Annotated in this window: 19 protein-coding genes; 18 read left to right on the top strand and 1 reads right to left on the bottom strand. The window is 42.2% G+C overall.

The genetic code is table 11. From position 1 onward, the window contains the following. Nucleotides 1–120: 120 nt before the first annotated feature. The 16 genes from ACYVD3_RS25565 (at nt 121) to ACYVD3_RS25640 (ending at nt 18,066) form a co-directional block, all read left to right on the top strand. On the top strand, nt 121–1,575 hold the full coding sequence (locus ACYVD3_RS25565) for a sulfatase-like hydrolase/transferase (RefSeq protein ID WP_460645319.1): 1,455 nt from the start codon (nt 121–123) through the stop codon (nt 1,573–1,575). Between the two features lies 1 nt (nt 1,576). Beyond that, on the top strand, nt 1,577–3,373 hold the full coding sequence (locus ACYVD3_RS25570) for a sensor histidine kinase (RefSeq protein WP_460645320.1): 1,797 nt from the start codon (nt 1,577–1,579) through the stop codon (nt 3,371–3,373). Next, entirely contained in the window at nt 3,370–4,884 is a 1,515-nt protein-coding gene (locus ACYVD3_RS25575) for a response regulator (protein WP_460645321.1), read from the top strand. Before ACYVD3_RS25570 ends, ACYVD3_RS25575 begins: the two co-directional genes overlap by 4 nt. Before the next feature lie 8 nt (nt 4,885–4,892). Continuing rightward, nucleotides 4,893–6,386 carry a sulfatase gene (locus ACYVD3_RS25580; protein WP_460645322.1) on the top strand — a complete coding sequence of 498 codons (1,494 nt, stop codon included), beginning with the start codon at nt 4,893–4,895 and terminating at the stop codon, nt 6,384–6,386. A gap of 353 nt (nt 6,387–6,739) precedes the next feature. Beyond that, the gene (locus ACYVD3_RS25585; protein ID WP_460645323.1) at nt 6,740–7,822 is read left to right on the top strand and encodes an ABC transporter substrate-binding protein; all 1,083 of its coding nucleotides are present in this window, start codon (nt 6,740–6,742) and stop codon (nt 7,820–7,822) included. Between the two features lie 11 nt (nt 7,823–7,833). Next, nucleotides 7,834–8,619, top strand: a complete 786-nt coding sequence (locus ACYVD3_RS25590; protein ID WP_460645324.1) for an ABC transporter permease — start codon at nt 7,834–7,836, stop codon at nt 8,617–8,619. Between the two features lie 2 nt (nt 8,620–8,621). Further along, nucleotides 8,622–9,410: an ABC transporter permease gene (locus ACYVD3_RS25595; RefSeq protein ID WP_460645325.1), complete on the top strand. Its 789-nt coding sequence runs from the start codon at nt 8,622–8,624 to the stop codon at nt 9,408–9,410. Then, nucleotides 9,386–10,165, top strand: a complete 780-nt coding sequence (locus ACYVD3_RS25600; protein WP_460645326.1) for an ABC transporter ATP-binding protein — start codon at nt 9,386–9,388, stop codon at nt 10,163–10,165. Before ACYVD3_RS25595 ends, ACYVD3_RS25600 begins: the two co-directional genes overlap by 25 nt. 11 nt (nt 10,166–10,176) lie before the next feature. Next, nucleotides 10,177–10,926, top strand: a complete 750-nt coding sequence (locus ACYVD3_RS25605) for an ABC transporter ATP-binding protein (protein ID WP_460645327.1) — start codon at nt 10,177–10,179, stop codon at nt 10,924–10,926. 394 nt (nt 10,927–11,320) lie between these two features. After that, entirely contained in the window at nt 11,321–11,791 is a 471-nt protein-coding gene (locus ACYVD3_RS25610) for a PTS sugar transporter subunit IIA (RefSeq protein WP_460645328.1), read from the top strand. Nucleotides 11,792–11,823: 32 nt separating this feature from the next. Beyond that, the gene (locus tag ACYVD3_RS25615) at nt 11,824–12,123 is read left to right on the top strand and encodes a PTS sugar transporter subunit IIB (protein ID WP_460645329.1); all 300 of its coding nucleotides are present in this window, start codon (nt 11,824–11,826) and stop codon (nt 12,121–12,123) included. 35 nt (nt 12,124–12,158) lie between these two features. Beyond that, nucleotides 12,159–13,520, top strand: a complete 1,362-nt coding sequence (locus ACYVD3_RS25620; protein ID WP_460645330.1) for a PTS galactitol transporter subunit IIC — start codon at nt 12,159–12,161, stop codon at nt 13,518–13,520. A gap of 41 nt (nt 13,521–13,561) precedes the next feature. Next, nucleotides 13,562–15,604: a BglG family transcription antiterminator gene (locus ACYVD3_RS25625; RefSeq protein WP_460645331.1), complete on the top strand. Its 2,043-nt coding sequence runs from the start codon at nt 13,562–13,564 to the stop codon at nt 15,602–15,604. A gap of 39 nt (nt 15,605–15,643) precedes the next feature. Continuing rightward, nucleotides 15,644–16,315 carry a class II aldolase/adducin family protein gene (locus ACYVD3_RS25630; protein ID WP_460645332.1) on the top strand — a complete coding sequence of 224 codons (672 nt, stop codon included), beginning with the start codon at nt 15,644–15,646 and terminating at the stop codon, nt 16,313–16,315. Nucleotides 16,316–16,414: 99 nt separating this feature from the next. Beyond that, the gene (locus ACYVD3_RS25635; RefSeq protein WP_460645333.1) at nt 16,415–17,422 is read left to right on the top strand and encodes a dihydroxyacetone kinase subunit DhaK; all 1,008 of its coding nucleotides are present in this window, start codon (nt 16,415–16,417) and stop codon (nt 17,420–17,422) included. A 14-nt stretch (nt 17,423–17,436) separates the two neighbouring features. Continuing rightward, nucleotides 17,437–18,066, top strand: coding sequence for a dihydroxyacetone kinase subunit L (locus ACYVD3_RS25640; protein ID WP_460645334.1), 630 nt, complete (start codon nt 17,437–17,439; stop codon nt 18,064–18,066). A 46-nt stretch (nt 18,067–18,112) separates the two neighbouring features. On the opposite strand, the gene ACYVD3_RS25645 is transcribed toward ACYVD3_RS25640, so the two are convergent. After that, nucleotides 18,113–18,490 (bottom strand): winged helix-turn-helix transcriptional regulator, encoded by a 378-nt coding sequence (locus ACYVD3_RS25645; RefSeq protein ID WP_460645335.1) that lies wholly within the window; start codon nt 18,488–18,490, stop codon nt 18,113–18,115. 322 nt (nt 18,491–18,812) lie between these two features. Between ACYVD3_RS25645 and ACYVD3_RS25650 the strand changes: the two genes are divergently transcribed. Together ACYVD3_RS25650 and ACYVD3_RS25655 are read left to right on the top strand one after the other, a co-directional pair. Further along, nucleotides 18,813–19,382, top strand: coding sequence for a GNAT family N-acetyltransferase (locus ACYVD3_RS25650; protein ID WP_460645336.1), 570 nt, complete (start codon nt 18,813–18,815; stop codon nt 19,380–19,382). A 127-nt stretch (nt 19,383–19,509) separates the two neighbouring features. Further along, complete coding sequence (locus ACYVD3_RS25655) at nt 19,510–20,007, top strand: MarR family winged helix-turn-helix transcriptional regulator (protein ID WP_460645337.1); 498 nt, start codon at nt 19,510–19,512, stop codon at nt 20,005–20,007. Nucleotides 20,008–20,328: the final 321 nt, after the last annotated feature.

The following is a 20,328-nucleotide window of genomic DNA, read 5'->3' on the forward strand; positions in this document are numbered from 1 at the left end:
ATTAATCAGGAAATGCTTTGACTTAAAATGTATCTTTACAATTGAATGCATATTCTATATACTTAAGATAAATGTTCGACTTGCCGCAGCTATTATAACCTAATAGTAAGGAGAACAAAAATGAGTAAAAAAAGACCTAATATTATTTTTATACTATCGGATGATCAGGGCGCCTGGGCTATGGGCTGTGCCGGGAATCAGGAGATTATTACGCCCAACCTGGACAGGCTGGCAGCAGAGGGAATTCGCTTTGACAACTTCTTCTGTGCTTCCCCTGTTTGTTCCCCGGCCAGAGCATCTCTTTTAACCGGACGAATTCCATCACAGCACGGGGTGCATGACTGGCTTCGGGATGATAATAAAGAACAGGAGGATATCGAATATCTGGCAGGTCAGACCGCTTATACGGATGTATTGGCACAGGAAGGCTATGTATGTGGTCTGTCCGGGAAGTGGCATGTTGGAAGAAGTTCTGTTCCCCAAAAGAGTTTTACACACTGGTTTGCGCACAAATCTGGCGGAGGCCCCTATTATAATGCTCCTTTTTATAAAGGAGGACAACTAATCTATGAATCCGGTTATGTCACTGATGTAATAACCGATGATGCCATATCTTTTATGAACGCCCATGCAGGCAAGCAGCCCTTTTATCTGCATGTCGGCTATACAGCACCTCATTCCCCCTGGATTAACAACCATCCAAAAGAATACACAGAAATTTACGAGGACTGTTCCTTTTTGTCATGCCCCATGGAAACAAAACACTCTGATAGCATTTACTTAACAGATGAGGTATTAAAGGATTTAAAAGCTAATCAGATAGGATATTATGGGGCAGTCACCGCAATGGATCAGAATATTGGCCGTATTCTTGACGAGCTTGATCGTTTGGGAATCAGGGAAGAGACTCTGGTACTGTTTTCCAGTGATAATGGATTTAGCTGCGGCCATCACGGTTTCTGGGGAAAAGGGAATGGTACCTTTCCTATTAACATGTATGAATCCTCAGTTAAAGTTCCTTTTATTGCCAGCCAGCCGGGCACCATTCCTCAGGGAAAAATAAATTCTTCCCTGGTTTCCGCGTATGACTTTATGCCTACATTACTGGAATATGTCAAAGCAGAGGACAGAATTACAGATCATCTTCCAGGCAGAAGCTTTCTTCCGGCAATAATGGGACAGCCGTTTATTCAGGCAGAATCCATTGTTGTATTGGATGAATATGGGCCGAACCGAATGATACGGGGAACCAGATATAAGTTTATTAAACGTTACCCTTACGGACCGAATGAACTCTATGATTTAGAGAAAGATCCGGGAGAGAGGCATAATCTTCTTTTATCTGAAGGCGGGGAAGCAATCGAAATAAGAAATAAACTGAATTATGAATTGGAGCAGTGGTTTTTAAAATATGTGAATCCGGAGATTGATGGTGCGAAAGAAGCGGTATATGGTTCCGGGCAGATCAATCTGGCAGGAGTCTGGAATAAGGGAAAAACGTCTCATAGCTGTGATGATTACATGAAAGAAAAAATGCAGAAAACCCATTTTAAAGATGAAAAAGGATTGGAATAAAATGAAAAAAGGATTTAGAACCCTTAAGGCGCAACTGCGCCTGGGATATGGGCTTACCTTTGCCCTGATTTCCCTTCTTTTTGTTGCATTTTTATTTTTAGGAATCAAAAGCCTTATGGTGGATCAGATCGGGCAGAGCAGACTTGATGTATTAAAACAAATCTCAGAACGATCCAATACCATAAAAAGTAATACAATTACCATATCTAATCTTTACCGTTATGATGAGCATATGAGAAGCTTCCTGTGGGAAGAAAAGAATCAGTCATTGGAAAAGAGACAGGAGACCATCAATTATCTCAATGAGCTAAAAAAGACCTATGACCAGGTTTTTCATGATATAGGTCTGAACTATGATGTGATCATTCTGGGCAATAATGGTTTTCAGTACTCTTCAAGAGGAAATGGTGATTATGACTTTCAGGGTTTAGAGAGCCAGCTATGGTACAGGCAAAGCTATGATTCTGAGGATGATATGGTGTTTATCAGCAGTTTTCAGGAAAAGTTTGATAACACAGGCAGAGAAAATCCTTATGTATTCGGTGCATTTCGTCAGGTTGTGGATCTGGAAGGCAATATACTTGGTACGATTCTGGTAAATATAGATGAAAAATATCTGGAGGGTTTATATAGTTCTGTAGAAGAAAACAGCAATTTTTATATTTTTGATAAAAAGGGAAATATTGTATCCAGCAGAGACAAGGCTTTGCTTGGCAAAAATTTTATTGGAGTTAAAAACTTCAGGCAGTTTTTTGGTGAAAATCAGTACAGTATGATCAGAAAGCTGGGACAGGATTATCTGCTGTCCAATTACTATGATCCTGAGACAGGCTGGACAATTGTAGAAGAGATGCCTTGTTCTGTGATTTTAAAGCCTCTTCATCAGGCTATCGCCATTCTGCTCCTGCTTTTAAGCTGCTGTATTTTTGCGGGAGCCGGGGCTGCTTATTACTTATCTGGCAGAATATCAAAGCCTATCCAGAAGCTGTGCCGTCTGATGGACCAGGTGCGGCAGGGTGATTTTGATGTGATCAGTGACATTAAAGGCTATGAAGAAGTCAATCAATTGAAAGACAGTTTTAATGAAATGGCAAGAGAGATTAAAAACCTGATGGAAAGTGTAAAGCAAAAAGAAATAAAAAAGCGGAAATCAGAGTTGGATTTTCTCAGAGCCCAGATCAATCCCCATTTTCTTTATAATACCCTGTTTTCCATTCAGTGCATGATTGAACTGGGGAATAACAAACAGGCGGTTTTAATGATGTCGGCTTTTATAGACCTGCTAAAGAGGACTTTGTCAGTAGATACGGATTTCATTTTATTGGAAGAAGAGTTTGAGAATACAGAAAAATATCTGGTTCTTCAGCAGATCCGCTATGGAGATAAAGTGCATTTTGAATGTGAAATAGAGGAAAAAACAAAGGGATGTCTTGTGCCTTCTCTTATTATTCAGCCAATTGTAGAAAATGCTATATTTCACGGACTTAATGCAAAGGAGGAGCCGGGGCTGATTGTAGTCGAGTCTGCAATATACAGTGACTGCCTTCTGATCACCATTTCCGACGATGGAGTTGGGCAGAGTGAAGAGGAACTTATGCAGTTGAGAGATCAGTTGGAGAACAGAGAGTACCAGACCGGGCGTTCCATTGGCATTTTAAATGTGTTAAATCGAATCAGAATCAATTTTGGAGATTCTTATGGGCTTCTTGTGGAAAGCGAAAGAGGAATCGGGACAACAGTTACTTTAAAGCTTCCTGTTATAAGGAGAGAGCATTTCAACGAAGAGGATTTCCCATGAAAATACTGATTGTAGATGATGAAAGAATGATTTGTGAATGGCTGCAGTTTTGTATTCAGAGCTATCCGGGCTGTGAACTGTCTGGCTGTGCCCATAACGGAGAGCAGGCTCTGTCTGTTTTTAAAGAAAAAGGGGCTGATATCGTATTTACAGATATAAAAATGCCTCTCATGGGAGGTTTAGAGCTTTTAAGGGAGATTAAAAAGCTGGATCCCAGAACGATTGTCATATTGCTGACTGCTTTTGCAGATTTTGATCTGGTGCGGGAAGCAATTCGCCAAGGTGGTGACGATTATTTGCTGAAAACAGAGATGAATCAACAGTCCTTTCAGGAAATGCTGTCCAGGCTGGAACTGCAGATAACAAGAAAGGGTTCAGAAGAAGTTCGCGGAGAAACGGAGAGTACAGGGCAGCAGCACTCCATAATCAGTGATATTTTAAGGAAAGACGGCCCATTAAAAGAGGAGGACATCAGACAACTGAGAGAGTGCAACATCAGATGGAGGGATGGAGGACTGTTTTCCATAGCGGTCTGGAAACAGGATTTAATGAAAGATTTTGTCCTGCCCCAGAACTCCTATGTCCGCCATGTGGCCAGCTTTGAGTATGACAGATACACCTATGTGATGATAGGTAATCTGGCCAGGGATTTAACAGAGCTTAAGAAGAATCAGATTTTGTATGAGTACGCTTCTGCAATTGTTTTAAATAACGGATGTATGGCAGGAGTCAGTGCCATAACAGAACATTTAAGCAGTGTATCCGATGCCATTGTTCAGGCAGTTTATGGTCTTGGGCAGGGATATTATGAAGGGAAAATAAAAGTTTGGCAGGCAGCGGTCAACGGAAGTGTATTTAGGGAAAAGGAATCAAAGTGGGAGTCTGTTTTTCGAAAGAAAAAGCGGGAATTGTATGATGTGCAAAGCAACGAATTTTATGGAAAAACGGAAGAAACCATGGAAGAAGCCAGGAAAGATACTGGGGTTCCTATCAGCGGATTTACTGCCTTCTGCTGCGATGCAATGGAATTGGCATATATGCGGTTTGCAGAAGAGGATGCACAGTTGATGCATCATATGCTTTTAGAAGAAAAATGCCGGGTCCATGAAACCACAGACTATGCACAAGCCAGGTACAGAGTTCTGGAGTTTATCAGAAATGTGCTGGCGTATCAGGATGTAGATGAAAGAAGATTGTCCAAAGGAGTGGCTGCAGCCGTTGATTATGTGAGAAAGCATTACAGCGAACCCATCAGCCTGGAAATGGTTTCCCAGAAAGTCCACTTAAATTCTGAATATTTATCCAGAATCTTTAAGGAAGAGGTGGGCTGTACTTATAGTGCCTTTATCTCTGAGATAAGGCTTAAGAAGGCCGCTTATCTGCTGTCCCATACAACAGAACGTGTTCAGAAAATCGGGGAATCAGTGGGATATCCTAATGTAAGTTATTTTTCTACAACCTTTAAAAAACGTTATGGGGTAAATCCCTATGAATACAGAAGAGGGGAGTAAAAAAAATCATGAGAGTATTGATGGTTATGTTTGACTCATTAAATAGAAATATGCTGGAACCCTATGGAGGAAGATTTGCAAAAACTCCTAATTTTAACAGGCTGGCAGAGCATTCGGCAACCTTTGAAAACTGTTACGCCGGCAGTCTTCCCTGTATGCCTGCGCGACGGGAACTGCACACTGGAAGATATAATTTTCTTCATCGGAGCTGGGGACCATTAGAGCCTTTTGATGATTCCATGCCTGAGCTGTTAAATCACAATGGCATTCATACCCATATTGCCACGGATCATTACCATTATTTTGAAGATGGCGGGGCAACCTATCATACCAGATACCGAACATGGGAAGGATTCCGGGGACAGGAGGGAGATGCATGGAAAGGCGTTGTGAGAGAGAGCAGATCTCCAAAGGAATATAAAAACCGGTGTGATGGCATTGCTGATAACTGGGAGCACAACTGGGTTCCCCAGGATTTTATCAACAGATCCTATTTGGATACAGAAGAAAAGCAGCCTCAGAGTAAAACGTTTGAAGCCGGAAAAGAATTTATCAGTACCAACCACAATTCAGACCAGTGGTTTTTGCAGATAGAAACCTTTGATCCCCATGAGCCGTTTTTTACTCAGGATAAGTTTAAAAAACTGTTTCCACACACTTATAACGGAGCTGTTTATGACTGGCCGGATTACAGAAAACTTAATGAACGTGATACACCGGAGGAGATTCTTCATTTAAGGTCAGAATATGGAGCTTTGCTGTCTATGTGTGATGAAAAGCTGGGTGAGATCCTGGATCTGATGGATGAGTACCATATGTGGAAGGATACAATGGTCATTGTTAATACAGATCATGGGTTCCTGTTGTCTGAACATGGACAATGGGCCAAATGCCACTGTCCGTTTTATAATGAAGTGGCCAGAATTCCTTTATTCATATGGGATCCAGTCACCGGAATAAAGGGGAAACGGGTAAAAAGTCTGGTACAAACCATTGATCTGCCTGCAACCATATTGAAACAGTTTGGGATGGAACGTCCAAAGGATATGGAGGGAATTCCCCTTCAGTCTGTACTTCAGGAAGATAAAGCCATACGGGAAGCTGCTCTTTTCGGAGTCTACGGAGGCCAGATAAACTGTACAGACGGACGCTATGTTTATATGAGAAGTCCTGTAAATTACGAGACGAGGATTTATCAGTATACCCTGATGCCTACACGCCATGGAGGACGCAGGGCTTTTATAAAAAATGAAGAGCTGAAGCAGATGACTTTGTCAAATGGGTTTTCGTTTACAAAGGAGCTTCCTCTTATGCAGATTCCCTGTGACAGAGAAACAGAGCAAAATACATACCCTGCTATGTTGTTTGATTTAGAGAATGATCCCAATCAGGAATCGCCCATTGAGGATGAAGCAGCAGAAAAAAGAATGATCCATTTAATGGAAAAACGCATGAAGGAAAACCAGTGTCCTTTGGAGATGCTGGAACGATACGGATTCTAGAAAGAGAGGAATGATGTTATATGACCGCCGGCAGTTGACTGAGCGGTCCTCTTTTTATGTAATAGGAAATTCCGCCAAAATCAATAAAAAGGCAGCCGCCGCAGGTGGAAGCCCTGCAACAGCAGGATTTTGTAATAATATAAAAACAAATGTCAAAAAAGCAAAAGACAATAATTTTATTTTAACCAGACCCATCAAAAAAGCAAAAGAAAAATAAAATAATGAAAAAACAGAAGGACTATGGCTGTTATATAATCATAATACAAGAGGGAAATGCGAAGGATGAAAGAATTGGTTGCGGCAAGTCGGATGAATTCGTATTTCCCTAACTTATTATATGAGGAGGATGCAATATGAGAAAAAGCAAAAAAGTAATGAAGATTGCAGCAGCAATTATGGCACTGACCATGGCACTGACAGCTTGTGGAAAGGGAAGTGGAAATGCTTCTGTTCAATCAGGGGGAAGCGGAGGGAAGTCAAGTACAGAGGCAGCAGCAGATTTGCCTGTGTTAAGAGTTGCCATGATGCCGTTTATCACCAGTCTGCCTACAGAGTATATTAAGAAGAACAAGCTGGATGAAAAAGCTGGTTTTAAAATGGAAACAGTTATGTTTGCAACAGGTGCACCTATGAATGAAGCATTGGCAGCAGATTTATGGGATGTAGGGGCAATGGGGGCTGCGGCAGTGACAGGTGTTGCCAATTATGACATGATGATTGTAGGAGAGGTTCTGGAGTCTACAGATGGTCTGGGAGTATTTGTAAAGCCTGATTCTGCTATTGCAGATGCGAAGGGCTACAATCCTTCTTATCCCAATGTACTTGGCAGTCCTGAGACTGTAAAGGGAGCCACAATTCTCCTGCCAATAGGAACGGCACAGCATTTCACCACATTAAAATGGCTGGAGAAGCTGGGGCTTGGAATTACAGATGTAAATATTGTAAATATGGATACAGCCCAGGCTTATCAGGCATTACAGGCAGATCAGTGTGATGCTGTGGCTCTTAATGTTCCTACATTTTTTGAAGCAGTGGATGATGGCATGGTACAGGTAGGCAATCTGGCTGATCTTGGAACCAGATATGTAGATATGGTGGTTGCTAACAGAAAAGCAGTAGAAGGAAAGCTGGAACTGGTTCAGAAATACTTGGACTGTATTATGGAAGCTTGTAAGGCACTGAATGAAGAACCTGATATGGCTGCAGATCTGATGGTGGAATTTTTAAAAGAAGCAGGTGCAGAGACCACAAGAGAGAGCTGTGTCAGTGATTTAGGCAGAGTTCAGTTTATTACAGCCGAAGACTGGAACAATCGTGAACTGGGCAACTTTGCCAGAGAGCTTGGAGAATTCTATATAAGCCTTGGTCAGTTGGAGCCTGAACTCATAGATAAGTTTGACAGTAACATTGATCCGGAATTTGTTAAAAACAATTAGGAGGAATGGAAATGAAGAAGGAGAAAGCAAAATATAAATACTGGCTGATGTCAGTATGCTCTGTTCTTACTGTGCTCTTTATCTGGGAGCTGGTAACCGATATTTTGCATCTGATCTCTCCCATGATGCTTCCCAGCCCGGCAAAGGTACTGGATACATTTCTATATAAACTGACAGGAGGGGTCAATCCGGATGGAGCGACCCTTCTCCAGCATATAGGGGCCAGCATGAAAATTGCTCTGGGAGGTTATACAGTTGGAGTAGTCATTGGTGTTCCTCTGGGGATTGCCATGGCATGGAGCAGGAAGTTTGAGCTGTTTGCCAAGCCATTGTTTGATGTAATACGTCCAATTCCCGCCCTTGCCTGGATTCCTTTGATGATTCTGTGGCTTGGAATTGGTTACTGGTCAAAAGTTGGAATTATATTTTTTGCAGCTTTTATCAGTGCTACCATTAACGCTTATGCAGGGATCAAAAGAACCAGCCAGGTTCACTTATGGGTCGCAAGTACTTTTGGCGCTTCCAATAGACAGATGTTATTTAAAGTGGCTATTCCTACTGCGCTTCCAATGATTTTTACAGGATTAAGACTTGCACTGGGATCTTCCTGGGTTGCTCTGGTAGCAGCGGAGCTTTTAGCAGCAACGAGAGGTCTGGGCTATATGATTCAGGTGGCACGAATGCTGGGACGGCCGGATGTAATTTTAGTAGGAATGATCACAATAGGAGTGATTGGTTTTTTATTATCCTATATACTGGAAAAATTCCAGAATAAGTTCGTAAAGGGAGGAAAATAGCCATGACAGCCAGATTATTCAGAAAAAACATTGCAGCTTTCATGACTGTGATTGCATTTGGATCCCTTCTGCTTTTGTGGGAACTGGTAGCCAGGTTTACAAATGCCAAAATGTTTCTCCCTCCTGCCTCAGAGATAATCTTTAAATTCTTTGAAAGCTTTACGGTTCCCATTGGCAGACACAGGATGATGGTACACATTGGTGTCAGTCTGTACCGAGTGGGTGTAGCTTTCTTTTTTGCAACTTTGACCGGAATTACTCTGGGAGTTTCTATGGGGTATTCTAAGACGGTAGAAGCAATTGTGAAACCCATATTTGAATTTATTCGCCCAATTCCCCCTCTGGCCTGGATTCCTATGTCGATTTTGTGGTTTGGACTTGGAGACAGGAGTAAGTTCTTTATTATTTTTCTGGGGTGCTTTTGTTTTATTACAGTGAATACATACGATGGCACGAAAAATGTAGATCCTGTTTTACTGGGGGCTGCCAGAATGTTAGGCGCATCAGAGCGTCAGGTATTCTTTCGTGTCGTTCTTCCTTCCTCAATTCCGTATATTTTCGCAGGTCTTCAGATTGCCATTACAGCAGGCTGGTCTGCTGTGGTAGGTGCAGAAATGGTACGGTCCGATGAAGGAGTCGGCTGGTTAATTGTTATGGGAATGAGCAATGGAAATACCGTTCAGATTATGGTTGGAATGCTGGCAATCGGTCTTGTTGGATATATCCTGGCTACAGCTATGGCAAAGCTGGAAGGGAGGTTATGCATATGGAATCAGCAGCAGGGACTTTAACAGGGGTACTTCAGTGCAGTCACGTATCCAAGGAGTTTGACAGCTTTGATGGCACAGGCAAGAATCTGGTATTAAAGGACATTGATTTTTCTGTTAAGGAAAATGAATTTTTGGTGTTGTTTGGACCAGGGCAGTGCGGAAAAACCACGTTGCTTAACATTTTGGCAGGTTTAGAACCGGCCACTTCCGGAGATGTGACGGATCATGGGAAAAAGGTGACTGCTCCTGCTCCAAAACGAGGAGTTGTGTATCAGAAAACAGCATTATTCCCATGGCTTACAGTCATGGGAAATGTGGAATTTGGACCGAAGGTACGTGGATTTAAGAAAGAAGAAACAAAAAGGATTGCAGATCATTATATTGAACTGGTAGGTTTAAAAGGGTTTGAAAAAAGTTATCCTTCCCAGTTATCAGGGGGAATGAGACAGAGAGTTGGAATTGCCAGAGCTTACAGCAATAATCCTGATATTATGCTGATGGATGAACCCTTTGGCCATCTGGATGCCCAGACCAGATATATGATGGAGGAAGAGCTTCAGAGAATCTGGCAGAAAGAAAAGAGAACGGTAGTCTTTGTTACCAATAACATTGAGGAAGCTTTATTTCTGGCAGACCGGATTATTCTGATGACCAACTGTCCTTCTGTCATTAAGAAGGAATATAAGATTGATCTGCCCCATCCAAGAAGCTATGTAGACTCTGAATTTCTACGTTTACGGCAGGAAATAACTGAAAATATGGACAAATCGCTGTAAAGGAGGAGTTTATGGAAGATAAAAGAGAAACAAAAGTAAAGGTAATGAATCTGACAAAACAGTTCGATCAGCTTCTTGTTCTGGATGACATATCCTTTGAAGTGAAAAAAGGAGAATTCCTTTGTATCGTAGGGCCTACAGGCTGTGGCAAGACTACATTTTTAAACAGCCTTACCAAGCTTTATCAGCCTACAAAAGGGGAGATATTAATTAACAATGAGGCTGTGGACTTAAAAAAACACAGCATTGCATATATTTTTCAGGAATATTCTACAATGCCATGGCTGACAGTAGAGGAAAATATCCGTTTTGGTCTGGATATTAAGCACACTTCCAAAGAACGGACGGATCAGAAGGTGGAGGAGTATTTAAATGTGGTAGGACTGACCAAATACCGTAAGTACTATCCGGATCAGCTTTCTGCAAGTATGCTCCAGAGGGTGGTAATTGCCAGAGCATTTGCTACAGAGCCAGAGCTGCTGTTAATGGACGAACCATATGGACAGTTGGATATTCAACTGCGGTTTAAGCTGGAGGATGAGCTGTTAAGTTTGTGGAAACGGAATGGAACAACTGTTATTTTCATTACCCACAATATAGAAGAGGCAGTTTATTTGGGGGAAAGGATTCTTGTACTTACAAATAAGCCTACCAGGATAAAAACAGAGATTAAAAATGATCTGCCAAGGCCAAGGGATATTGCTTCTAAGGACTTTGTAGAATTACGAAATAAAGTGACGGATTTAATTAAATGGTGGTAGGCTTTATTTAGCGGTCACAACAACAAAATGTTTATGGGCACTGCCAAGCAAGATGTCTAAGAAAGGGAGTGTCGCACAATGACATGAAGTCAAAATGATTTCATGTCATTGTGTGACACTCCCTTTTACATATTTATCCATTCCTTCCCAGAGAAAATTGTGATTATCAAGTAAAGCAATGGGTTGGTCTGTGATGTCAGCTTATAGGGTAAAGCCGTCCGGCCAAAATAGGTTCCCTTTATTCAGAATTACATGAGTCCAATTTTGCGCAATGGGGAAATTGATAATTGTACACAATGGTTGTGGATAAGGTAATGGTCCAATGGTATAATTTGCACATAACAAATTGCTTTGAAACTTACCGGTAAAAGATAAGCATAGAAGGAGGTTACATTTGAAAAAGGATATGTTATTTCGGGAACTGGTTCAGTTGGACTGGGAAGCGGCTGATCAGACCGAAGTCTTTGAACGAATGGCAGACATTCTGTTTAAAAAGGGATTTGTAAAAAATACTTATCTGGAGTCACTAAAGGCCAGGGAGGAAAGCTATCCCACAGCACTTCCCATTAAGCCTTATCCGGTGGCCATTCCCCATACGGATATCAGCCATATCCTCCGGCCCTTTATTGCCCCTATCCGGCTGAAGGAAGCTGTTGAATGGAGGGAGATGGCTAACAATGATGAAATCCATCCAGTCAGGTTTGTTTTTATGCTGGGGTTTTTAAAATCAGAGGAGCACATAGATCTGCTTCAGATTTTGGTTGAGAATTTTCAGGATGAGGAATTGATGGAGCGTCTGAACAATGCCGGAACAGCGGATGAATACTTTGAACTGGTCTGCGGCATCAAGGGAATGGAATCGTAAGGCTTTGTATAAAATCGGAGGAGGTTTTGACTATGGGAATCAGAGTTATTGTAGCTTGCGGAAGCGGTGTTGCTACTTCACAGACAGTGGCAAGCAAGGTAAACCGCATGTTAAAGGAAAAGAAGGTGGATGCTTTGGTGGAGGCAGTGGATCTAAAGTCCGTTGACCGTTATATGGCTGGCAGCGCTGCCTATATCACCATTGTAAAAAATGCCAAGGAATATCCGATCCCTGTGATCAATGGGATCGCATTTCTCACAGGCATGGGGAAAGACCAGGAATTTGATAAACTGCTGAAAGCAATTGAAGACTACAAAAAGAAGAATCTTTAAATTGAGAATCTGAAAAAATAAGGAGGTAAATGAGAATGCAGATGTTAGCGAATACTGTTAATTTCTTTCTGGGGCTTGGGGCGGCTGTATTTGTACCGGTTATCATTATCATCGCCGGATTAATTGTTAAGATGAAAGTAAAAGATGCTGTTTCATCAGGCATTACCCTTGGTGTGGCTTTCTCGGGAATGAGCATGCTGATCAACTATATGACCGGAGTGATCACGCCGGCGGCAACTGCCATGTTAGAATTTTCCGGCATTGATCTTCCCATTACTGATGGGGGCTGGACCACAATGTCCACGATTTCCTGGTCATGGCCCTATGCATTTTTGATGTTTCCCCTTGTAATCGTGATCAATATTATTATGCTGGCCATGAACAAGACAGACACCTTTAATGCGGATTTATGGAATGTATGGGGGAAGATCTTTACGGCAGTTGCAGTATACTACATAACCGGTAATGTGATCGCGGCATTTATCGTTGCGGCAGTCCAGGTGGTTTTTGAACTGAAATCCGCTGATTTCCACCAGCACCGCATCGGAAAGCTTTCCGGTATTCCGGGAGTTACCTGTACCCATAAGATGGTTTTTCTTGCAGCGCCTATGTATATTGTGGACTGTATCCTTCGGAAGGTACCTGTACTGAATAAATCATTCAATGCGGAGGATTTAAAAGATAAGCTTGGTATTTTCGCGGAAAACCACATTTTAGGATTTCTTTTAGGAATCATTTTCGGAGTTTTGGCAAGGTATAACCTGGCCGGGATATTGACCCTTGGAATACAATGCGCCACTGCCCTTACCTTGTTCCCGGTGATTTCCAAATATTTCATGCAGGCTTTGGAACCAATCTCCAACGCGGTCTCGGAATTTATGCAGAGCAAATTTGCAGACAGAGAGATGTTTGTAGGTTTAGACTGGCCGTTTCTGGGCGGAGCCAATGAAATATGGCTGGCTGTTATCTGGACGGTACCTGTGACCCTTATTATGTCCTTTGTGCTTCCAGGCAATAAGATACTGCCCTTTGCCGGCATCATTAATATTGCCATTGCAGTACCTGCGTACCTGGTGAGCAGGGGAAATATCCTGCGGATGCTGATTCAGTGCACCATTTTTACACCGGTATTTTTATGGGTGGGAACTGCCTTTGCTCCTTTTATGACAGAGCTGGCAAATACCACAAAGGCTGTGGAACTTGCACCTGGGCAGATGATTTCAAATTCAAGCATTGACGGTCCTATATTTACTTATGCATTTTCCCATGCAGTAAAGGTGCTGCAGGGAGATTTCCTTCCTTTGATTATTCTGATACTGTGGGTCGTGTGTTTTGTATTCTATTCAAGAAGTCTGATTCAGGAAAAGAAGGAAGATCTGGCAAAGAAAAGAGCGTAAGGCTGAAAGAGAAATCCGCTTGATTCATTAGGAGGCAAAACATGAAGATCGGCCAACGGAATTGCTTGATTTTGAAGGAAATTGTTAATCATAGTGCATCTGTTACGGGAAAGGCTCTGGAGGCAAAATTGCATTTATCCAGAAAACAACTGGAGTATGGGATTGCTAGAATTAATGAATATCTGGAGGAACAGGAGCTGCCGATTCTGGAACGGGTAAACAACGGAAGGATTCTTATACCAACTGAGGTTGTAGAGCAGTTGGATTTCACACGGCTGGAGCAGGAGAATCAGGACGTCTGGCTGTCTAAGGAAGAGCGGGGGAATATCATAGAGTTGATGCTGCTTACAAAGCGGCAGGAATTGTCTCTGCAGCATTTCATTGCTGAGTTAAAGGCCAGTAAAAATACGGTGCTCTCAGATTTAAAGCGTTTAAAGGAAGAAATGCCTGATTCCAACATTCGGTTGACTTACAGCAGGGAAAAGGGCTACCGGCTGGAAGGCCGGGAATACGATTTAAGGCAGCGGCTGTTCCTTGTTCTGCGTAATATTCTGTCAGGACAGGGGCAGCAGGCAATGGTTTTTCGAATTGGAAAGATCACCCAAAAGCAGATGGAACACATGGGGAATATGACGGAAACCATTGAGGAGGAATTGAAAACCCGTTTTACAGACGAAATGATTGAAGTGAACAGATGCTTTTTTACCCTGGTTTTAGGGCGGATCCGGGACAATCTGGTTTTGGACACGGTTCCGGAAACCTTCCGTCATGTGGCAGGAACAAAGGAATATATGGTGATAAAGTCCTGTCTGGCTGCCGAGGGCGTAGACAGGATTTATGAAACAATGTATTTTACTGCCCATATCCAGAGCATGAAGATTAACACCCATTTGGAGGCTGTTGCAGGGCAGGAAGAAGTATATCAGGCAGTGGAGGAAACTATCAGCAATTTTGAGCGGATCGCCTGTATTTGCTTTGAAAACAAAGAGAATACCTTTCATTTGCTCATGAACCACAGCCTGCCTGCCCTATACCGCATCAGATATAATTTTCATATAGGCCCAGATATTTCTGAATATGTACTTCCTGCTTACCAGGAAGTGCATGACATGGTAAAAAAATCTGTGGCACCTCTGGAAAAAATAATAGGAATGTCATTTCCGGAAAGTGAACTGGTTTATATCACCCTGATTTTTATTGCCCAGACCGGCAGGGAAGACGAGGAAGAAAAAACAGACAGACGCCCCAGGGCGGTGGTGGTATGCCAGAACGGCATTACCGTATCCCACTTTCTCCTGACCTCATTAAAGCATACCTTTCCGGAAATCGACTTTTTAAGCTATATGTCGGCCCGACAATTCTGTCAGTACGAGGAAGACTTTGACCTGGTATTTACGACGGTGCCCCTAAGGACACCAAAAAGACAGTTTGTGATCGAACCTTTGCTGGACAAGGAAAGAAGAAAAAAACTTCGAAAAAATGTGTACGATAGCCTGAAAAATTCAGGAGAGATTTTTCCCCAGGTGGAGACCATACTTCAAATCATTAAAAAGCATACAAATGAAAGCGTGTTTCAAAAGCTAAGAATGGAAATTGACTCGTACATGGTACAGTCTGACCGGAAAGCAGGAGGAAACATAGAGAAAAAGAAACCGGAACTAAAGGAATTGCTGATAAGATCCAATATCAGGATCATTAAGGAACGCATGGGCTGGAAGGAAGCAATAGAATTTGCGGCAGTGCCCTTGCTGTATAAAAACATTATTAAGTACCAATATGTTGAAACGATTATCTCTAATATTATCAAACACCGACAGATCATGCTGATTGCAGAGCATGTCATGATTGCCCATGCAGGAATTGATGCAGGGGTATATGATGTGGGATTTTCCATGCTTTTGCTTCCCCAGGCAATAATGGTAAATGATTATATGGAGGTAAAGGTGATTTTTGTGCTGGCAACCCTGGATTATGAGAGTCATTTGACAGCGTTAAACCAGTTGATCAATATTTTGGAGGATGAAAAGAAACTGGCGGCAATGAAAGAAGCCAAAACAGCAGATGACATTTTGGAATTGCTGTAGCAGGAGCGGCAAAAACGAAATAGAAAAGAGGAGAACAGAATGCTTGAAACATTAAAAAAAAATGTGTGTGAAATTGCAAAACGTGCCCAGAGAGATGGTTTATGCAAGCATAAATCCGGAAATTTCAGCGCACGGGATCCACAAACCGGTTATGTGGTCATTACTCCAACCAGCGTAGACAGGGAGTTGCTGACTCCAAGGGATATGGTGGTCATGGATTTAGATGCCAGGGTAATTGAAAATCTGTCCGGCCTAAGGCCGACCAGCGAATCCCTGATGCATCTGATGATTTACCGCCAGAGAAAAAAAGCAGCGGCAATCGCCCATACACACTCTGCCTATGCCACTGCATTTGCCTTATTAAATAAGCCTCTTCCGGCAGTTGTGTATGAGGTGGCTAATTTAGGCTTATCAAAAGCCCGTGTCCCTGTCGCCCCTTATGGACGTCCGGGAACCACCGGACTGGCAGACAGTGTCATTGAAAGCTGTCTGGAAGCAGACTGCTTTTTGCTGGAAAAACATGGAGCCGTTGCGGTGGATGAACGTGATATATATGAGGCATTTTTAAAGGCAGCTTATATTGAAGAACTGGCAGAATTATATTATCTTGCATTGACCGCTGCCGGGGGAAAAGAGCCGGACGGCTTTGCTCCGGAGGAACTGCAGAAGTGGGAATATCCAAAAGAGATTTTGTTTTCCAATGAAATATAAGGAGGGAATTCTCTGTCATATTCTTGGCATGGATATGGCAAAAGGAGTAAAGGAAAATCAGATAAATTTCTGTCTGAACCATAGAAAGAGAGGGATTGTATGAAAAAGATTATCAACAGTGCGGATACATTCGTCCAGGATACCATGGAAGGTATTATCTGTGCCTTCGGTGATAAGGTAAAGCTGTTACATAATGATTTTCAGGTTCTGGTATCCAATTACCCGGCTAAGGAAGGAAAGGTCGGCGTGGTAACGGCCGGGGGGAGCGGCCACCTTCCGGTATTTCTGGGATATGTGGGGAAAGGGCTGCTGGACGGGTGTGCGGTAGGGGAAGTCTTCGCCTCCCCGGCGGCAGCTAAGATGGCTGATATGATCCGTGCCTGTGACAGGGGAAGCGGAGTGCTGTGTTTATACGGAAACTATAACGGCGACCGCTTTAATTTCACCATGGCGTGCGAAGAATTGGAGTTTGACGATATCCGGACAAAAGCGGTGCTGGTAAAGGATGACGTTGCCAGCTCTCCCACAGAGAATGCCGAGAAGCGCCGTGGTGTTGCTGGCATGGTATATGCCTTTAAAATAGCGGGAGCGGCCGCTGATCAAATGATGAGCCTGGAAGAAGTGGAAGCTGTGACAACCAAAGCCCTGGGCAATATCCGTTCCATGGGCGTTGCCCTATCTCCCTGCATTGTTCCCAAGGCAGGAAAACCGACCTTTGTCATTGCAGAAGACGAGATTGAGATTGGAATGGGGATTCATGGAGAAGCAGGAATTGAGGTAAGGAAAATGATGACCGCTGACGAGATAGGGGAAACCCTGGTGAACACCATCCTTAAGGATATGCCTTTAAAAGGCGGAGATGAAGTATCCGTAATGGTCAATGGTCTTGGAGCAACTCCTTTGGAAGAACAGTTGATTGTATACAGAAAAGTGCATCAGATCCTATCCAATACAGGTGTCAGCATTGTAATGCCCCATATTGGGGAATATGCCACTTCCATGGAAATGGCGGGCCTTTCTGTAACGATTTTTAAGCTGGATCAGGAACTAAAGGAATTACTGCAGGCTCCGGCAGAATCTCCATTCTATACCAATTCAAATAAATAAGGGAGGAATTTGGCATGAACCGGGAATCAGTAAAGGGAATCATTGAAGCAATCAGCAAGGAAATGTCTGCAAACCGTGATTATCTGGTGGAGCTGGATCAGGTAAACGGGGATGGAGATTTAGGGATTTCCATGGATGACGGCTACCGGGCAGTGGTAGAGTTTTTAAAAACTGCGGAGGAAAAGGATCTTGGAAAGCTTTTCATGGCATGCGGCAAGGTGTTCAATGCCTCTGCCCCATCCTCCCTGGGAACGATCACTTCTTTTGGTTTTATGGGCATGGCAAAGGCGTTAAAAGGAAGAGAAGAAGTGAGCTTTGAAGATGCAGCAGGGGCGATGCTTGCGGCAGTGGAAAACATCATGGTAAAGGCGGAGTCAAAGATAGGGGAGAAAACCATTCTTGATTCTCTGTATCCTGGAGCCCGGGCTCTGGTAAAGTATGCCCCTGATCCGGAAACAGCAGTGATGGAAGCGGCAAAGGCGGCAGAAGAGGGGGCGGAGGCCACAAGGCAGATGCGGGCAGTTCATGGACGTGCCGCATATTCGGCAGAACGCAGCATTGGCATTTTAGACGGAGGTTCGGTTGTCGGGAAATTGATATTTAAAGGGATTGCCGTTTATTATGGGCAAAGAAATAAAATATAGCTGCCAGGGGAGCATAAATTACAATATTTCTGCCTTGAACTTTCCGTTATGACCGAGGGTTCAGGGCAGAAAATTCTATGTATGGAATACATTTTTTACACATGGAACACTTTATTCTTTCATCATCATTTTGTTCTAACCCCCACCTGCGCAATTCGATAAAAATTGAAAATATACTTTTGCCTTTCTCGCTTAAGGAATATTCAACCCGCGGAGGCACTTCCGGAAAAACTTCTCTGACAATAAGACCGTCATCTTCCATCTCCCTCAAATTCTGAATAAGAACCTTTGAGCTTACTTTAGGTAATCTATTTCCAATTACACCATAACGTAATGGCTCTTGTGATAATTCTTTTAAAATTAGAATTTTCCACTTTCCGTTTATCAGTGAAAGAGTAAATTCAATGGGACACTTTTTAGTCATGGAAATCCCCCCGATACCTAATACTTTCTTTTTGGTAAGTTATCTTACAATAAAGTGACTACTTGCACATTTTCTATGGATATTATAACATTAACATAAATAAGATACAACTGCTTGTCGGGGAGATAAAAAAATGAAAGGGGGCATTTTGGCCCGGCAAAAGAGCTTAGGGACAACTTTAAGTCAAAGAAAATATCAGCAATGGAGTTTGAAAAGTAGTGAGGATACACCGGAGTATTGTTACCGGCCCATACTAATGGAAATGATTTTATGTAAATATCCAGACACAATAATTAAGCATATTTAGGTTTAGGAGGATTCTATGCAAAACATCACATTTGAAGTCATTTGCAATGATGATATACAACAGTGTAGAGAGCTATGTAATGAATTAATGGCATTTCAAAAATCGAAAGCTGCTATTTGCCCTGAAAATTTTAATTCAATGAACTTTGATACGCGGATGAAAAAGAGTTATGAAAGTGCACATGATAGCAAGGTCATTGTTGTTAAAGACAACGGTGTCCCTGTGGGCTATGTTTTTTCAACAATAGATCTGGTTGATACAGATGCTAAGGATGCTTTTCCTGCGTGGGCTCCCGCTGACGAAAACATGATTGGATTCTATCCTGATTGGGTCAAGCTGCCGCAAAAGATAGGATGCTTGAGCAACTTGTACTTACGTGACCAATACAGGAGTATGGGGATTGGGTCAAAACTATTTGAAATGACAATGGAATGGTTAGAGAGTTTTACAGATGTAAATGTAATTTTTGTCTATATCTCAAATGGGAATGAGGATGCACTTGATTTTTATCTAAACCATGGTTTTACTTTTAGCCATGATGTATTTGGAGGTTTTATTAAGGCAGCCTACAAATACAAAAGTTAATATATCTCTGCGGCATATACAAAAGGAATTTGATTTGACAAAACATTCTGACTGGTATATCATGGAAACGCAAGCAGAAAGAGAAATGAATGATGAGAAAAATATATATGTGAGGATATTTTAGCCTATGCAGACTGATGACCGCTATGCTCTGTTCATTAAACTGATCGAAGTGTTTGATGTAGGGTGTAAATACGTAAACGATTATAATGCAATGTTACATGACTATAATGGTACAATACTCTATCAGGCCGAGTCCCAATTTATCAACATGATCGGAAGGAATCCCGGTATCACTATTACAGAGCTTTCCTTGATATATTATAAATCAGTAAGTGCCTGTTCGCAGCTAATGCGGCGGATGAAGAACAAGGGATGGATTTATCAGCAGAGAAATCAATCAAACAACAGGGAATATAAACTTTATCTGACAGAGGAAGGTAAAGTCATATATCATAATCATTTAAAATTCGAAGAAGCATGTTATCAGAGAGCATGCGGTATGCTGGATGAATTTTGCGAAGAACAATTGAAAAACTATATTGCAATCCAAGAACAGTTAAATTCTGCCTTTTTAATGGATGTGGAGGAAAGCCGGTCTATTTCAGGAAATTCCCTTGACTAATGTCCGGGTGTATAAGGAAGCAATTAACGAACACTAAAAATAACGAAAAAGACGGTCAACAGACGGTTTTGTATGGGAGTGACGCACAATGACATGAAATCATCATGATTCCATGTCAGAAGCGGTGCTCCTGTTCTTTTTTATTAAAAGTCCAGCTTGATTTTTGCTGGATTTTTGGCATTCTTTAACAGATCTTGTTTTATAATCCTCATAATCTTTCGTGGTATGTTTTATTATTTGCATAATTAATTATATCAAATGGCAGGTTCTTCGGAACCTGCATTTCTGTTTTCAGGAATAAAAAATGGAGCTGTTGCTTCT

It is taken from the genome of Lacrimispora brassicae (assembly GCF_054772055.1).

Bases quoted from the DNA above. Each gene is read 5' to 3' on its own strand.
- ACYVD3_RS25565 (WP_460645319.1), top strand. From the start codon at position 121: ATGAGTAAAAAAAGACCTAATATTATTTTTATACTATCGGATGATCAG.
- ACYVD3_RS25570 (WP_460645320.1), top strand. From the start codon at position 1,577: ATGAAAAAAGGATTTAGAACCCTTAAGGCGCAACTGCGCCTGGGATAT.
- ACYVD3_RS25575 (WP_460645321.1), top strand. From the start codon at position 3,370: ATGAAAATACTGATTGTAGATGATGAAAGAATGATTTGTGAATGGCTG.
- ACYVD3_RS25580 (WP_460645322.1), top strand. From the start codon at position 4,893: ATGAGAGTATTGATGGTTATGTTTGACTCATTAAATAGAAATATGCTG.
- ACYVD3_RS25585 (WP_460645323.1), top strand. From the start codon at position 6,740: ATGAGAAAAAGCAAAAAAGTAATGAAGATTGCAGCAGCAATTATGGCA.
- ACYVD3_RS25590 (WP_460645324.1), top strand. From the start codon at position 7,834: ATGAAGAAGGAGAAAGCAAAATATAAATACTGGCTGATGTCAGTATGC.
- ACYVD3_RS25595 (WP_460645325.1), top strand. From the start codon at position 8,622: ATGACAGCCAGATTATTCAGAAAAAACATTGCAGCTTTCATGACTGTG.
- ACYVD3_RS25600 (WP_460645326.1), top strand. From the start codon at position 9,386: ATGGAATCAGCAGCAGGGACTTTAACAGGGGTACTTCAGTGCAGTCAC.
- ACYVD3_RS25605 (WP_460645327.1), top strand. From the start codon at position 10,177: ATGGAAGATAAAAGAGAAACAAAAGTAAAGGTAATGAATCTGACAAAA.
- ACYVD3_RS25615 (WP_460645329.1), top strand. From the start codon at position 11,824: ATGGGAATCAGAGTTATTGTAGCTTGCGGAAGCGGTGTTGCTACTTCA.
- ACYVD3_RS25620 (WP_460645330.1), top strand. From the start codon at position 12,159: ATGCAGATGTTAGCGAATACTGTTAATTTCTTTCTGGGGCTTGGGGCG.
- ACYVD3_RS25625 (WP_460645331.1), top strand. From the start codon at position 13,562: ATGAAGATCGGCCAACGGAATTGCTTGATTTTGAAGGAAATTGTTAAT.
- ACYVD3_RS25630 (WP_460645332.1), top strand. From the start codon at position 15,644: ATGCTTGAAACATTAAAAAAAAATGTGTGTGAAATTGCAAAACGTGCC.
- ACYVD3_RS25635 (WP_460645333.1), top strand. From the start codon at position 16,415: ATGAAAAAGATTATCAACAGTGCGGATACATTCGTCCAGGATACCATG.
- ACYVD3_RS25640 (WP_460645334.1), top strand. From the start codon at position 17,437: ATGAACCGGGAATCAGTAAAGGGAATCATTGAAGCAATCAGCAAGGAA.
- ACYVD3_RS25645 (WP_460645335.1), bottom strand. From the start codon at position 18,490: ATGACTAAAAAGTGTCCCATTGAATTTACTCTTTCACTGATAAACGGA.
- ACYVD3_RS25650 (WP_460645336.1), top strand. From the start codon at position 18,813: ATGCAAAACATCACATTTGAAGTCATTTGCAATGATGATATACAACAG.
- ACYVD3_RS25655 (WP_460645337.1), top strand. From the start codon at position 19,510: ATGCAGACTGATGACCGCTATGCTCTGTTCATTAAACTGATCGAAGTG.